The organism is Cytobacillus sp. IB215665 (genome assembly GCF_033963835.1).
GTDB lineage: Bacteria > Bacillota > Bacilli > Bacillales > SM2101 > Nanhaiella.
In genome coordinates this window covers 15,541-31,773 of record NZ_JAXBME010000020.1, presented here as the reverse complement: position 1 = coordinate 31,773, position 16,233 = coordinate 15,541, and the positions used below count along the sequence as shown (strand labels likewise).

Genomic DNA, 16,233 nt, shown 5'->3' with positions numbered 1-16,233 from the left:
AAAGGTGGGACTAATCAGGGGGCTGTATTGAATGAATAAATCGAAGAGGTTAGTGGAATTAATGATGGTCATTAACTCCAAGCGGGTATTTACTGCAAAAGAGTTAGCAGATGAATTTGGTGTATCACTTCGTACAATTCAACGGGACTTACTTGATCTACAAGAACTAGGTGTCCCACTATATTCAGAAGTTGGTGCAGGAGGAGGATACAAAATTATCAAAGAACGCATTCTTCCTCCAATTGCATTTACTGAAAATGAAGCGATTGCAATGTTCTTTGCAAACCAGTCACTCCAATACTATAACGATCTTCCCTTTGAAACAGATGCTAAATCTGCATTAAAAAAGTTTCATCATTACTTAACGAGTGATGTAAAAAAACGAATTGAGGAAATGGAACAGCGTTTTGTCTTTTATACACAACAAAGACAGCAGTCATCTCCTTGCTTACAATTATTACTAGATGCTTCCATTAATCAACAGGTTGTTCAAATTACCTATGACTCAATAAAAGGAAAATCAACTAGAACCATTCAGCCTGTCGGTGTTTTTTCACAAAATGGGCATTGGTACTGCCCTGCATATTGCTTCAAGAGAGAAGATACACGCTTATTTAGAGCTGATCGCATTTTAAATGCAACCATCGTTGAAGAACATGAGGGTGTGGACTTAAGTAAGTTCAACATTCACAATTGGTCATATATGGGTAAAGAGCCTGAAAAGGTTTCACTCAAAGTAAAGCTTAGTCGTGAAGGTGTGAAAATTTGTAAAAACGACCCATTCTTAGAACAGAGTATTGTCGAAGAACAAAATGGCATCGGTAACTTATATACTCAAATCACCAAACCTGATCTAGAATATTATGCTTCTTTTTTTATTAGTCTAGGTAAACATGCGCGAGTTGAAGGGCCGGAGCAACTAATTATAGAAATGAAAAAAATCCTTGTCGATTTAAACGACATATACTGAGTAAGTAGTCCTCGGATACATTTAAAATAAGATCAATTCCATAAATTTTTTATTTATTGCTGTCCTAAACTAATCTTAATAGCAACAAATTTTACGTAAGTAGCCTAATAAAAATACACCCAGTTCGTAGTGAATGTAATGAAAGACAGATATTTATTTTTATTTGGTGGAAACCCTTCATTAATACAAGCTAATTAGACGTTTATTCAAAAATGTGGGGGCAAAAAAGCTCATATTGCATTATTAATCACTTATTCTCCTAAGTGGAAAGAATCCTTACCGTACTATGTACAGACTTGGAAGGAGATAGGTATTAATAGCTATTCTGTCATTATGCCAGGCGAAAATAATCAACTAGATTACGAGCAAGCTACCAATACATTAGCTCAATCTACGGGGATTTTCATAGGTGGTGGAAGTACATACGAATACCATAAACAATATACAAAGTCACTAATAAAACAGTTAATAAAAGAACATTATTACAATGGCGTTCCTGTCGCAGGTCGTTCTGCTGGTGCACTCATTTCATTAACAGAAAGTTTTATCTCACCTGACGAATCTTATACTAAGGAGATTGAGATGATTAAAGGTATTGGTCTACTTTCTAATATCCTTATAGATGTACATTATACAGTGGACAAGCAGGAACCTTATTTGCATAGTGCTTTGAATCAGACTTCCATTCCATTTGGCTATGGCATTGACGAAAAATGCATGTGTTGTATTTAAGAATGAAAATTATTTAACAAATATAGGAAGTTCTGTCCACTCCATAAACATGAGTTCAAATTAATTGTTGCTATTTTGTTCTAAGGTATAAGCAAGTATACGACTAACGTTCTTGGCACCTTGCTACTTTTACAATTATTGAGCTCTTATAAAACTCATTAACTGTCTATTTTTAGTAAAAAATAAGTTTACGAGATTTGCTTTTACTATTAAAAACTCTCCCAAACGGTATATAGGGGAAAATCAAGGGTTTAACTCTCATCAGTTTATTAGAGTTAAACTCTTTGACAAAGTTCACCTTTGAGTGACTATTAGCCTCCAAACCGGTATGTCCCACTTCCCTTTACATCAGTGACTACTTTGAATAGCCCTCCTGCATGTGGATAACTCGCTAGATCTTGCTCGGAAGTTCTTGATCTAGCTGTTGTAATATATAATTCATTTAAGTCTTTGCCACCAAATACGCAAGACGTCACATTTTTTGCTGGAACGTATATTTCGCTTATTTGTTCACCTGTGTTTGGATCCCATCTTGAAACCTTTGACCCTCCCCAATGGGCAATCCATAGTTTACCCTCCTCATCACTCGTCATACCGTCTGGTAATCCATCGCCGTTACGAAAGAAAATAATATCAATCGGATCTTTTATTTGACCAGTCGAAATAACATAATCAAACCGAATTACTTTCTTAGTTAAAGTATCTATATAGTACATATATTTATGGTCAGGGGACCATGTTAGTCCATTAGATATATTTACACGTGTCCGTTTCTTTACAACACTTAAATCTGTATTTAAACAATAAAGCGCGCCATTCTCGTTCATTTTCAAGTTTCTATCGGTCGTTCCTGCCCAAAAACGTCCTGCAGGATCACACTTCCCATCATTAAATCGATTTTCAGGAAGGTGACTTTCTGGATCATGTATCAACTGAGTCTTTTCTGTTTCAACATTCATTGAAAAGAAGCCATCTTCCATCGCCAAAATAAGCCCTCCTGCTTCCTTAGGAACGACTGCACTTACAAGTTTATTCAACTGTATTTATCTATTTTCATCGGAATGAGGATCATAAACGAATAGTTTTCTTTCAAATATATCTACCCAATACAATTGTTGAGTTTTACTATCCCAGCATGGTCCTTCTCCTAACGTTGCCTTTGCATCTACTACTAGCTCAATTTTATCAAACAAGTGACTCGCTCCAATTCAATTTAATATACAATGCAGCCCGAACAAAGCTATATAATGGCTGTTATAAAAAACCCGAATACATATTGTAGGTCAGGCTACCCACCAGACTGGGATATAAATTGGGTACCTATAGCAGCTTGGATTGGTATAATACTATATTCATCTAATTCATAGATAAACCCTAGTATTCCTTTAAACAGGTTGCCGAACCCCATTTAGACTCTAAATAATTCCACCAAGGCTCCCCTGGTAAATTTGCTACTCTCTGTTATATTAATTCATACCATTGTAAGCTTATGATCTGATTACATTATTTAATTAGAAAGATTATTTCGTTGTTCACACCGTAAACTCGATTGGTCGTGAAACCTGAACCTCTAGCTCTTTCAAAAAGTGATTTACAAGTTCAATTTTAATGCTAACTTATTAATTACTACTTCTTTATGACATTTCCTCTAATTTATACATATTCCCTTCATTCTCTTTCATTTAAATTATAATTACATGTTCTCTTAATCTCGACAAAATCACACATAATATGACAAAATATAACTTAGTAGGAAAAAAGCTCAGGAGGCACCGATATGTTAATAAAAACGAAAAAGACGAAAGATTTACAAAAGCACATAGATGAACTAGAAGAGAAAGTAAGAATACTAGAATTAGAAAAAAAACAACAAGAAATGATGACAAATGAGTTTCTAGCACAATTACAAACAGACTTAGTTGCGACGGTTGACCAGCATCAAGTCGTTAATGATCAACATCAAGCATTAGATTCTTTAGTAAAAACGATAAAAAGCCGTTTTGAACAAGTTCAAAATTTAAGTATTCAATCCAATGACATTTCTACATCTGTTATCAATAAAGGAGAATCACTTATAGCCTCTACAACCAAAATGGTCGATCAGTCAAAAATAGGTAGAGATTCTGTTATTGAAGTAGAAGCTCTCATTAAACAATTAGGTGATCAAACGAATAATGCTTCTGAGAGTATGACACAGCTTGGTATTCGATCTAAAGAAATTGAAAATATCGTCAATGTTATAAACGATATTGCCGATCAAACAAATCTACTTGCATTAAATGCATCTATTGAGGCAGCACGTGCCGGTGAACAAGGTAAAGGCTTCGCTGTCGTGGCAGATGAAGTTAGAAAACTAGCTGAAAGCACAGCTTTAAGTACTAAAAACATTGCTGAACTTACAAGTCATATACAAGGTGAAATAAGTAGTGCCTTAAATGAAACGACAAAGAGCTCTTCTTTAGTTGATAAAGGAATTGAATTAAGTGCTGAAACAACTTCAAAAATAAATAACAATTTACTAATAATGGAACAAGAACAAGAAGAAGTAAATAGCGTACTTCAAGCAATTAATGAACAAACAGCCTTTTCTAAAGAGGTCATTCAGCAAATAAATGACACTAAGTTTGTTTTTGATGAAATTAATGAAACGATTCTCAAGCATATTGAAGATGCTGAAATCGTTGATTCAAAACTTGCAGCTGGCATTAGCGGAATTATCCATAAAGCGCAAGAAGATACTAAACATGATAAGGAAGAATAGCATAATATAAATTTATTGGGCAACTAAAACCAGCTAATCTTGTAAGCATTAGCTGGTCTTTCAGTTACATATTCATTATTATGTGAATATTCCCTTATGAAACTTGTTTTCTTTGAATCGTTTTGTAAACTACAATTGTGAAAATAATTGCTAGGATTGCAACTAGTGGATAGTGAACAATTGGATCTAATATTGGGACTCCAACAACATTTATTGCATGAAATGGGTTTATAAATTCTGAAGCAGACATAAAGCTTCCAAAGCTATACTTCTGCACATATTCCCATAATGGAATAGGCATAGAGATAGATGGCAAGATGAAGACTAATGCACTAATAATAAAAGATACGAGTACACTTTTCGATAGTGCTGACACTGCTAATATGAAAGCCATAAAAGCAATTGCAGCGAGTATGTGAGCACTGATTTGAATACCAAAATACTCTAGACCAGTTAGGTTATAAGGTGAATGAGGATATCCTAAATTTTGTATAGATGAAGTCCATCCACTTGTCCCATAAATGTATGTGTTCATTAACACATCAAAAATAACCCATGACAATGTAATAACTAAGATCAAAACAGTTGCAGCAATTATTTTTGCAGTAACAATTATTTTACGTCCATGGCGTGTGCTGTATATCAATTGGTCCATTCCAGTACTTGTTTCATTTACAAAAACTGAAGCTAGTCCGACTAGCATAATTAATCCTGTAAAATAAGCGGCGTAACCACTGGCGAAACCAATTATATTTTTGGGTCCTTCATTATACTTGAAAGTATCTACAACTAAATTTTCTAACATTTCCTTTTCTAACAAAGCTTCCTTATAAGTGAAATCATTTTTATTTAGCGTATTTAACTTATCATCGAATTCTTTCATAGTTATCTTATAGTCTTCTAAATATGATCTTGCAATAATTATTTTATTTAGGATAAAGTATTCAGCAACTTCTTCTGATGTTAATTCCGTCATTACTCCTTTGTTATTTTCATCATATTTCTGCTGTACTTTAGCCTCAAGCGATTGTGAAATTTCCGAGGCATCTTCTATCTTCTGTTCTGTTATTTTTCCCTCCCACTTTTTTGCAACTCCATGCAGTTCTTCCTTAATATCTACAGCAGAAGTATCTAAATTATTTGGGATTCTGGATTCGTTAAACATTATCATACCAAATAGGAGAAACATAAGTATCATCGAAATGTATATCCCTTTTTGTCTAAATATTTTATATAATTCAAATTTCACTAGTTGTTTCATCGTACTACCTCCTGTTCGAATAAATAAAAATTTTCAAGGTTCGGTGTTAATAACTCAAATGAAACATCATTTACTGCGAAATTATCTCCAAACCTGTTAGATATTTTCAATTGTTAAATTCAAGTGAAACACCTTTCAAACTTTATATTGACCAATGTTGCAGTGCAGATAAAAATGACTTTAGTAGTATACTAGTCCTTCGTATTTGTTACCTCGGTTAGTTAAACGAAATGATAATAAAAAAAGTTTTAAAAAAATAATTGTAAATAATAGGATGTTGATTATTATTTGAAATAAATGATGTAAGTTCTGCAAATGATTAAGTAAAAACAAAAGACCAACCTCTCAAGATTTAAATGAGAAATTGGCCTTCTTATTATATGTTCTTACGATAGAAATACTTCAAATATTTATAGTTTATTTTGATAGCCTATCTAAACAAGAAACAGAAGAAGAAAAAGTTAAAAAACCTCTTTCATATTCAGGATACATCCCCCTATCTTTACATTCTTGTACTAACGTTTGATTGTTATTTTCATTCGTGTAAACTGAGTAGCCAAAAAAGATTACTATTAAGACAATGCCAATATATATAAAAGACTTTTTATTCACTTTCATACTAATTTTCACACCCTCACTTATCACTAGTATTTACCTATAAACTTAAACGAAATCGACAGAATAAAAGTTTTAAAATAACTTAAAACTATTTTAATGAACATACGAAGCCCCATAAACGACTGTTTATGGGGCTTCTAAATACATAAGAAAATTTGTGTTTATTACTGCATCCACAAAAAGCTATATACAAAGCTAGTGACTGCAGACAACACTATTATTTAATAGCTTCAAACCACTTAATTTTTTCTCTCATACCAACGACATTACCAACGAGTACAACAGCTGGGTGGGTAATATTCTCTTTTTGAGAGATTTCAAAAATCGAATGTAATTCTCCAGTTACTGTTCTTTGTTCCGCTGTTGTGCCCCATTCAATCATGGCAACCGGTGTTGAAGGATCTTTCCCGTTATTTATTAATTGTGTACAAATATGTTTAAGATTACCTACACCCATATAAAATGCAATCGTATCAATTCCTTGAGCAAGTGCCTGCCAGTTAATCATGTCTTGTCCTTTGCTTTCTCGACCATGGCCAGTTACAATCGCAAATGATGATGCATGATCTCTGTGAGTAACAGGAATTCCAGCATAAGCAGGTGCCGCAATACCAGATGTAATCCCTGGAACAACCTCGTAAGGAATGTCATTTGTGACTAATACTTCTGCCTCTTCTCCACCCCTACCAAAGACGAAAGGATCTCCGCCTTTCAAACGAGTTACAACTTTCCCTTCAAGTGCTTTTTCAACGAGAAGGTCATTTATTTGCTCTTGAATTAGTTCATGCTTGCCTGGAAGCTTGCCACAAAAAATCAATTCCGCTCCATCTTTTGCATGCTTTAAAAGCTCATTACTAATTAGGCGATCATAAGCAATCACATCTGCCTCTTGAATACACTCTAATCCACGTAAAGTAATAAGTTTAGGGTCTCCTGGACCAGCTCCTACTATATACACTTTTCCCTTTTTCATAGATGTCTCCCCTTTATCTTAAATATTGTATAAAGGGGTTAAGACTCACACCTCATCTTGTGTGGAACCTTACATTCATGTGCAGCAGATCTCCACATGACTCCCCATTGTCATTCTTTAAAGAGTACGCTTTACTCTTTTTTATTAGACACACCTGCTTGAGTAAAGGTGGCCATTTCTTTCAACATTAGTGTGGCAGATTTTACGATTGGAAATGCAACTGCTGCTCCACTTCCTTCACCTAACCGAAGTCCAAGATTTACCAAAGGTCTTTTTCCCAAAAACTCTATTGCAATTTTGTGTCCAGGCTCAACCGATTGGTGTCCAACTATCATATAATCCACAACTGCAGGATCAATTACTTTAGCAAGACATGCTGCAATGGTACAAATAAAGCCATCAACTAGAATTGGAACTCGATGATGAGCAGCTGCAAGCATTGCACCAGTCATTCCAGCAATCTCTAATCCACCTATTTTAGACAGTATATCATATACTTCAGTTGAATTTGGATTTCGTTTCACTATTCCTTGCTTAATTGCCTCAATTTTTTTAATTTTCCCATCATCTGAAATACCCGTACCATGACCGACAATTTCAGCTACATTCTCATCCGTTAATACAGCCAATATTGCACTGCTTGTTGTCGTATTTCCTATACCCATTTCACCTAAGATGAGACATTTTACCCCATCCTTTATAAACTTCTCAGCTTCTTCATAACCAACCTTGACAGCTTGCTCAGCTTCTGTACGACTCATTGCATCCTGCTGTAGGAAATTTGCTGTGCCATACTTTATTTTTCTATTTACTAATCCTTCACCATCAATATCATTTGCTACTCCTATATCTATGATTTTAAACTTAGCTTCTATTTGTCTACTAAAGACATTTATAGCCGCTCCGCCTGTTAGAAAATTGTAAACCATTTGAGATGTTACTTCTTGAGGAAACGCAGATACACCCTCCTTGGCAATCCCGTGGTCTGCTGCAAAGACGATCACACCAGGTGGCATTACCGATGGAAAAGATTCTCCCGTCATTTCAGCAAGTGTAATCGCTATTTCTTCTAATCTACCAAGGCTACCTTGAGGTTTTGTTAATGTATCAACATACCTACTTACTTCTGTTCCTTTTTGCTTCGCTAATGGTGGAATCGTCACATGAATAGACATAATAATGAAACCTCCTTGAATTGTTTATATGTAAAGCTCTTTTTAAAAGCTTTGTTGCTATTATGACAAAATTAGAATAACAATAAATGATTTTTAATTAGTTGATACCATTATATAACAACAAATGAAAACACGAAGAATAAGGTGTATACGTCTTAATGTTAAATAAAGTACGAAAAACAACAATTCATGTGAAAACTACCTTATCAAATTTGAATTGCTAAATGAGAGTTACATCTTGTACGACAAACCTCAATCTATCCAAAAACAGGCTTGTATTAATTTTTTGTGATTTCTTTCACATAATTAACGTTTCTTAATTCCCATAACAATGGCTAATTATTTTTCTTCCACTGTCGACATTTAGTCACCCAATTTTGAACCATTTCTGGACATGAAGCGAAGTGAAAATGAGTATAGCCTGCTACAACATTACTATTCATAAAGCCTTCCTTTTTCACCCCTCGCATCCCCTTTGTTTCATAAGCATATTGTACATTAGTGGCCGATGAAAAGGTCGAGTAATGAAACTCATGGCCTTTAGCATTTAAGTGATTTGGTAATAGGTAATTACCTGGTGCACCACTTATTTCACGATAGCCAAGTGCAGCAAGCTTTTGCTGCATTTTTACTTTCCCAGGGATAATACCGACCATTTCAAAACGCTCATCTTCTGTAGATTCTATCGTTTCTGTTAAAAACATAAATCCACCACATTCTGCTAATGTTGGTATCCCACTAGTTATCGCACGTTTGATCGAACCTTTGACTGCAGCTTGTTCTGATAATTGCTGGGCAAATTCTTCAGGAAATCCTCCTCCAATGTATAAACCAGAAACCCCTTCAGGTAATTGGTCACCCCTTAACGGAGAAAAAAAGACGAGCTCAGCTCCGTAGGCTTCTAAAATATCTAAATTTTCTTGATAATAAAAATTAAAAGCTTCATCCTTCGCAACGGCAATCTTAACACTTTGGGCATGTTGTATATCAAATAATCCAGTCGGGTGATGATCAATTCCTTTTGATTCAGCAAGCTCATACAGTAGATCAAGGTCTATTGTCTCTGACACAAGATTTCCTAAGGTTGCAAAAAAATGATCCAGTTCACCCCTTTCTATGGAGGGCACTAACCCTAAATGTCTCTCTGGAATTTCAATATTATCCTCTCTTTTTAAATAGCCAACCACTGGAATATGACACTCTTGCTCTATCGCCGTTTTCACAAGTTTATAATGACCTTCGCTACCTACTCTATTCGCAATAATACCTACAATATTCGGCTCTGGAGAAAGGACTTGAAAACCTTTCACAATAGCTGCCGCACTTCTAGCCATACTCGTACAATTGACAACTAGTATAACTGGTGTATTTGTAATCACACTAATTTCTGCCGTACTTCCTGCATTCGTTTGTGGATTTTTGCCATCGTAAAAACCCATCACACCTTCAATAATTGAGATATCAGCGTCATCACTCCCACGACTGAATATTTCACGAACGACTTCATGAGAAAGCATCCAACTATCTAAATTTCTTGATGGTCTGCCTGTAACAGCGGTATGATACGTAGGATCGATGTAATCTGGTCCACACTTAAAACCTTGTACATTCAATCCTCTTTGCTGAAAGGCAGCCATCAAACCAATTGTTAATGTCGTTTTACCAACTCCACTTCCCGTTCCAGCAATTACAAATCTTTTGCTCATTTTGTAGCCTCCTTATAAGAAATGCAAAAGGCGCCCCGATTCCACACGTTGCCCAAGTTCTATGAGCAACTGTGGAAGAAGATATCTGTCCGAACTTCTGCTTTACTATCAAATTACCTCTATTTATTGTCCAAACTTCTTGCTTTACTGTCCAAGTAACTCTATTTACTGTCCGAACTTCTTATTTTACTGTCCAAATAACTCTGTTTACTGTCCGAACTTCTTACTTTACTGTCCAAGTAACTCTGTTTACTATCCGAACTTCTTACTTTACTGTCCAAGTAACTCTATTTACTGTCCGAACTTCTTATTTTACTGTCCAAATAACTCTGTTTACTGTCCGAACTTCTTACTTTACTGTCCAAGTAACTCTGTTTACTGTCAGAACTTCTTATTTTACTGTCATAACCTAATATTTCTACTCACAAGCTAGGAAAACTAGATTACTACCTATCATATCAATCAATATGAAATAACTGCTACTGATATCGTCACATTACCTGATTTTTTCTTTACTAATAGTAATTCCTCAGCACCGCTATACAGCTTCGCTGCAGGTTCACTAACACCGAATGCACCAGTATATTTAAATACTGTATTTGATGGCTGTTCAATTGATACACTATTCAACTGCTCCGCTGTATAATAGGTAAAATCCCAATGGTTCTTTTCAGTAATCTCCAATAAGCCTACTTCATCTTTTTTTAAATCAATTGTGGCAATTGCTTTGACACTTTTTTTTGAAATCTGTAATTCTACTAATGTATCATCAATGACTTGCTCTATTTCATCATAGCTAGTCCCTCGATTACATCCCATCCCTAAAACAACGGCTTTAGGTCGATACAATACGCCATTTTCCAAAATTGCCTGCTCTTTAGTTGTGAGCAGCCGATGAGTGATAACAAGGGCTGCTGAAGGATTGCTCGCTAAGGCTTGAGCTATGTCCGAATAAATAGAAATATGATTAGGTATGGGCTTGTCGTAGTTCCACCAATTCTTTTCGCCTGACTCTTGCACAACTGCTACTTGTTCTTCATTTACGACAGAAGCACTTACAGGTGTGAGCTTTTCTGCTGATTCCCACTGCCAACCAAACCGCTTTCCAAATAAGTCAACTGGGATTGTTTGCTGAACATCTGAAGCTGTAGTAATCACTGGTGTAGCTTGAAGCACAGCAGCTACCTCTTTCGTTAATTCATTTGCACCACCCAAATGACCTGATAACACACTGATCACGTGCTCACCCTTATCATCGATGACAACAACACCGGGGTCTGTTTTTTTATCCTTCAATAGTGGGGCAATCATTCGTACGACTGCACCTAATGAAATAATTATGATAATCCCTTGATAAGCTTGAAATAGTGAGGGAAGAAGCAACCTTACACTTCCTTGAAACATTTGAATGTTTTGCTGTTCCTCATCCCCTTTTGCAAATTTACTCATATAGTAAACATCCGTATTTGAGAATGAAGAAGCGAGCTGTCTAGCAAGGTCAACCCCATGCTTTGTTATAGCAACAACAGCATATGTATTCTTGTGCTTAATAACTGGAAGCTTGTTCTCCGCTAACGACAAAATCACGATTTCACCCCCGGGCGAAATCCGTGGAAAAATTCTTTGTCATATAGCTTTGATCGATAATCTTTTTCATGTATATGCTCATCGAGCGCCCAGCCTGCTAAAATCATCGCTTGTTTTCTTATACCATTCTTTTTCATATCTTCATCAAGATGCTCAAGCGTTGATCGAACAATCTTTTGATCAGGCCATGTTGCTTTGTATACTACAGCAACAGGTGTCGCTTTGCTCCAGCCAGCCTCTAGTAGTTCATTTATAACCTTTTTAGTTAATGTTGCGCTTAAAAAGAAGGCAATCGTGCAATGATGGCGAGCTAAATCTTGTAATTTTTCACGGTCAGGTACAGGTGTCCTTCCTTCTGCCCTAGTTAAAATAACCGTTTGTGTTAAATCAGGTATTGTCAACTCGGCACCTAATTCAGCAGCTGCTGCAAAAACAGAGCTTACACCAGGAACGATTTCTATTTCCACTCCCTCACTTTTTAAAAGTGAAATTTGTTCCATTATCGCTCCGTAAACGGCTGGATCTCCTGTGTGAACCCTTACTACTTTTTTTCCTTGCTTCAACCTGCTTACCATGATTTCTACCATTTCTTCTAAATGCATACCAGCTGTTTTGAGCACTTCTGCTGTAGGCTTCGATTCCTTTATTAACTCTTCACTAACTAGCGAATCAGCATACAAAACAACATCTGCCTCTTGAAGTAGCCTTAAGCCTCTGACAGTAATTAAATCACTCGCACCAGGTCCTGCTCCAACGATATATAGCTTCATTTTCTCACCACCATTAACGTTAAATATTCAAGATCTACACCTTCGAGTTCTTCTACATTCCAAATAATCTCTTCATTTGAAGTTACCTTCGTCACCACTGAAGCTTTATCTAACAGTTGCAATTCCTTTAACACGTTGATCATAAGGTCTATCACTTTTGCAACCTTAATAAATATGACACAATCATTTTCTTCAATCACTTTTTTCATCGCTTCATAATCATCTCTAGCAGGGATGATTGCTACATGATCATCTCCTTCAGCTAATGGGATACCTAGCCTAGAAGCTGCACCATTAATTGATGAGATACCAGGTACCGTATGAACTTTTACTTCTGGATATCGTTCCTTCATCACATTCAACATTTGAATGAAAGTGCTGTATAGAAGCGGATCTCCTTCTGTTATAAAAGCGACGTCTTTTCCTTGTTGTAGCTTTTCCCATACCTTTTCCGCTGTTAAATTCCATTCACGCTCTAAAATGCTCTTATCCTTTGTCATAGGAAAAACTAACCCAAGCATTTCCTTTTCGTTCGGATTCACATACACATCGATAATTTGATGAGCATAGCTTTTACTTCCTTTGCGTTTCTTTGGATAAGCAATTACTGGCGATTCCTGCAAAGTACGAAAAGCTTTTACCGTAATCAGCTCAGGGTCACCTGGTCCTACTCCTAGTCCGTATAATGTTCCAGTCATATATGCTTTAAGCTCCTTTCTTCTTTGTAGCCGTAATAATATATATTGGATTTAATGCGTCGAATCTCGTTAAGTTCAAAATCGGCTTGCTCCTCGAAACTTGTGCCAAAGTAATTTCAGTATGAAAGCCATATTCGTCAAACAAGGCATTTGCTTCTGATAAGTTCTCAATTGTCACAGCATTAAGCACAATTCTTCCACCTTTCCGTAACTTGTTACAACAAATTTGTAGTATATTACGCATGCCACCAGCTGTCCCTCCAATAAAAACAGCGTCAGGATCAGGGAAAGAATCGAGTCCATCAGGTGCTTTTGCGTTTACTACTGTTATATCTGTACGGAATTTACGTATATTCAACAAGCAATTTTCAATATCAGCTTCATTTTTCTCAAGCGCAAACACTTGCCCTTCTCGAGCAATTCTCGCAGCTTCGATAGCAACTGACCCAGTACAAGTCCCAATATCCCAAACGACACTATCGAGTTTAAGCTGTAGTGCACTTACACTTAGCGTTCTGATTTCCTTTTTCGTAATTAACCCTTTTTCAGGCTTTCGTTGGGCAAACTCATTATCATTAATTCCTAAGGACCAAGTCGGGCTTTCTGCCACCTTTTTCAGAATGACAATATTAAGAGGTGAAAAAACATTGTCTACGATGTCATGGAGCTCATGAAGATCATACCAGCCACACCTTTCCGACTCTCCACCTAGGTTTTCAGCTACAAAAACACGATACTCTACCATGTTGTAAAAAAGTAGGTACGTAGCTATAGCTGAAGGCGTATTTGTTTCATCTGTCAAAATAGCTACTTTGTCTTTGCCGTCTATTTTTTGTGCTAGACCTTGCATCTTTCTTCCATGTAAGCTTGTTATATATGCATCCTGCCAGCTCTCACCCATTCTGGCAAAAGCAAGCTGCACTGAGCTAACATATGGATAAATTTCTAGCTGAAGGTTCTTTGCCAAATAACTACCGATACCATAAAATAACGGATCACCCGAGGCGAGTACGACGATGCGTCTCGATTCACTTTCAAGGCGTTCAACAAGAGAACGTAACCCTCCCTTAATCACTACCTTTTCTCCACAGTAATCAGGAAAAAATGCGAGCTGCCTTTCTCCTCCAACAAGCACTTCACTTTCATAAATCCATTGTTCATATGTAGAAAGGAGACTTTGTTTCCCTTCATCCCCTATACCAATCATCTTAATCGCTCTCGTCATAGCATTCCGCCCTTCCTAACAGATCACCCTTTAATGTATACAAAGTTGTATCGACATCTACTCCACCGGACATTTCTTGAAGAGCTTGCTGACAACAATAATTACAAAGAACTTCAAAAAAACTATGAAACCCATTCGCGACCATCATATCCCCAACTTGTGAAGCGGTGTTTGCCTGTTCAATTTCCTCAATTAATTCCCCTTTCACACCCACCTCGGATGCAACTTGTGCTAAAAAGCCAAAATCGACAGGTGCACTTTTCGAATGAACCATCATCACTCCTTGGGCGACTTTTGAGAATTTTCCCATCATACCAACCATAGAGATCTTCTTGATCCCTAGTCGCTTACACTGTTTAAGGGTAAAGCCGACAAAATCACCCATTTCAATAAAAGCCTCATCTGATAAATTAGGAAGCTGTTGCATCGCATATTTTTCACTACGCCCACCTGTTGTAATTGCAACATGCTCACAATCGCTTGCACGAGCAACTTTTATCGCTTGTACGATACTCGCTTTATAAGCAGCAGTAGAAAACGGTACTACGATCCCTCTTGTACCTAAAATAGAAATACCACCTAAAATTCCAAGTCTTCCATTAAGTGTTTTTTTGGCAATTTCAACACCATCAGGTACCGAAATAACGACCTTTATTCCTTGATGAATGTGAAATTGGGTTAACACTTCTTCAGCTGTGGATCGAATCATTTTTCTTGGAACAGGGTTAATTGCCGCTTCGCCAACTTCGATAGGTAACCCTGGTTTTGTTGCTCTACCAACACCTACTCCTCCATCCAACTCAATGCCAGCAGTATCTTTCCAGCTCACTGTTGCTTGTATTAAGGCACCATGAGTTGCATCTGGATCATCACCAGCATCCTTAATCACACCAACAGTTACACCGTCCACATGAAAATCACAATGCTCCATTTGGAAGGTAACAAACTTTCCGACCGGAAGATAAATCGTTGCATCGGCTTGCTCTTCCTTCGTAATTAATGCTGTGAGTGCTGCTTTCGTAGCTGCTGTAGCACACGATCCAGTCGTATAACCTTGTCGTAATTTTTTTTCCGTAGACTGTTTCTGGTCTTTCATACTTATCCTCTATCAGCAAGAATTGAAATTGCGTTTAATGCTGCAACTGTTACGGTACTTCCACCTTTCCGACCTATGTTCGTAATAAATGGAACATCCAACTTAGCCAGCTCCTCCTTTGATTCAGCAGCTGAAACAAAGCCTACTGGTAAACCGATAATTAACCCCGGTTTCGCCTCGCCTTCTTTTATTAGGCGAATAAGCTCTAATAGCGCTGTTGGCGCATTTCCAATGGCATAAATGCCTCCGTCAGCTTCTTTAATTGCTTTGCGCATAGAAATAATTGCCCGTGTTGTGTTAAGCCTTTTTGCTTCTTCCATCACGTCAGCATCTGATATATATACGTTAATATCGCAGCCATATTTTTCTACGCGCGGCTTGCTAATACCCACTTGTACCATTTGCACATCAGCAACAATTTTCTTGCCACTCCGAATAGCTTGAATACCTGCTCCAATAGCATCTTTATGAAACACAAGGCTTTTCCCAAGTTCAAAGTCAGCAGAAGCATGAATGACACGTTGAACGACAGGGTATTGCTCTTCGGAAAACGGGTGATCCCCTACCTCCTCATCAATCATTTCAAAGCTTCTTCCTTCAATTTGCTGTGGCTGAACAGTTTCCGGTTTAAATTCAGTGCGAAAATCCATTAAATCGTCCT

The 16,233-nt window shown here is 36.9% G+C and carries 14 protein-coding genes and 1 pseudogene; 3 read left to right on the top strand and 12 right to left on the bottom strand.

What is annotated here, in order from left to right:
- The first annotated feature begins 31 nt into the window (after positions 1–31).
- Complete coding sequence (locus SLH52_RS19390; RefSeq protein ID WP_320210899.1) at positions 32–970, top strand: YafY family protein; 939 nt, start codon at positions 32–34, stop codon at positions 968–970.
- A gap of 333 nt (positions 971–1,303) precedes the next feature.
- Complete coding sequence (locus tag SLH52_RS19385) at positions 1,304–1,702, top strand: Type 1 glutamine amidotransferase-like domain-containing protein (protein ID WP_320210898.1); 399 nt, start codon at positions 1,304–1,306, stop codon at positions 1,700–1,702.
- Positions 1,703–2,013: 311 nt separating this feature from the next.
- Here SLH52_RS19385 and SLH52_RS19380 read toward each other — a convergent pair.
- Positions 2,014–2,895 (bottom strand): annotated as a pseudogene (locus SLH52_RS19380) (SMP-30/gluconolactonase/LRE family protein).
- A gap of 584 nt (positions 2,896–3,479) precedes the next feature.
- Between SLH52_RS19380 and SLH52_RS19375 the strand changes: the two are divergent.
- A complete protein-coding gene (locus tag SLH52_RS19375; protein WP_320210897.1) occupies positions 3,480–4,463 on the top strand; it encodes a methyl-accepting chemotaxis protein in 984 nt (327 codons plus the stop codon).
- A 94-nt stretch (positions 4,464–4,557) separates the two neighbouring features.
- Here SLH52_RS19375 and SLH52_RS19370 read toward each other — a convergent pair whose 3' ends face one another.
- From SLH52_RS19370 to SLH52_RS19320, 11 genes are all read right to left on the bottom strand, one after another.
- Entirely contained in the window at positions 4,558–5,724 is a 1,167-nt protein-coding gene (locus tag SLH52_RS19370) for an ABC transporter permease (RefSeq protein ID WP_320210896.1), read from the bottom strand.
- A gap of 417 nt (positions 5,725–6,141) precedes the next feature.
- Positions 6,142–6,342: a hypothetical protein gene (locus tag SLH52_RS19365; protein ID WP_320210895.1), complete on the bottom strand. Its 201-nt coding sequence runs from the start codon at positions 6,340–6,342 to the stop codon at positions 6,142–6,144.
- 217 nt (positions 6,343–6,559) lie between these two features.
- Entirely contained in the window at positions 6,560–7,315 is a 756-nt protein-coding gene (cobA, locus tag SLH52_RS19360; protein ID WP_320210894.1) for a uroporphyrinogen-III C-methyltransferase, read from the bottom strand.
- Positions 7,316–7,446: 131 nt separating this feature from the next.
- Positions 7,447–8,490, bottom strand: coding sequence for a nicotinate-nucleotide--dimethylbenzimidazole phosphoribosyltransferase (gene cobT, locus SLH52_RS19355; protein ID WP_320210893.1), 1,044 nt, complete (start codon positions 8,488–8,490; stop codon positions 7,447–7,449).
- Positions 8,491–8,825: 335 nt separating this feature from the next.
- On the bottom strand, positions 8,826–10,196 hold the full coding sequence (locus tag SLH52_RS19350) for a cobyrinate a,c-diamide synthase (RefSeq protein WP_320210892.1): 1,371 nt from the start codon (positions 10,194–10,196) through the stop codon (positions 8,826–8,828).
- 462 nt (positions 10,197–10,658) lie between these two features.
- A complete protein-coding gene (locus SLH52_RS19345; protein ID WP_413785565.1) occupies positions 10,659–11,783 on the bottom strand; it encodes a cobalt-precorrin 5A hydrolase in 1,125 nt (374 codons plus the stop codon).
- Positions 11,780–12,553 carry a precorrin-4 C(11)-methyltransferase gene (gene cobM / locus SLH52_RS19340; RefSeq protein ID WP_320210891.1) on the bottom strand — a complete coding sequence of 258 codons (774 nt, stop codon included), beginning with the start codon at positions 12,551–12,553 and terminating at the stop codon, positions 11,780–11,782. Before cobM ends, SLH52_RS19345 begins: the two co-directional genes overlap by 4 nt.
- The gene (cobI, locus tag SLH52_RS19335) at positions 12,550–13,251 is read right to left on the bottom strand and encodes a precorrin-2 C(20)-methyltransferase (RefSeq protein WP_320210890.1); all 702 of its coding nucleotides are present in this window, start codon (positions 13,249–13,251) and stop codon (positions 12,550–12,552) included. The genes cobM and cobI overlap by 4 nt, the downstream gene beginning before the upstream one ends.
- Positions 13,252–13,258: 7 nt before the next feature.
- Positions 13,259–14,476, bottom strand: a complete 1,218-nt coding sequence (gene cbiE / locus SLH52_RS19330) for a precorrin-6y C5,15-methyltransferase (decarboxylating) subunit CbiE (RefSeq protein ID WP_320210889.1) — start codon at positions 14,474–14,476, stop codon at positions 13,259–13,261.
- Positions 14,460–15,572 (bottom strand): cobalt-precorrin-5B (C(1))-methyltransferase, encoded by a 1,113-nt coding sequence (locus tag SLH52_RS19325; protein WP_320210888.1) that lies wholly within the window; start codon positions 15,570–15,572, stop codon positions 14,460–14,462. The genes cbiE and SLH52_RS19325 overlap by 17 nt, the downstream gene beginning before the upstream one ends.
- A gap of 2 nt (positions 15,573–15,574) precedes the next feature.
- Entirely contained in the window at positions 15,575–16,222 is a 648-nt protein-coding gene (locus SLH52_RS19320; protein WP_320210887.1) for a precorrin-8X methylmutase, read from the bottom strand.
- Positions 16,223–16,233 lie beyond the last annotated feature (11 nt).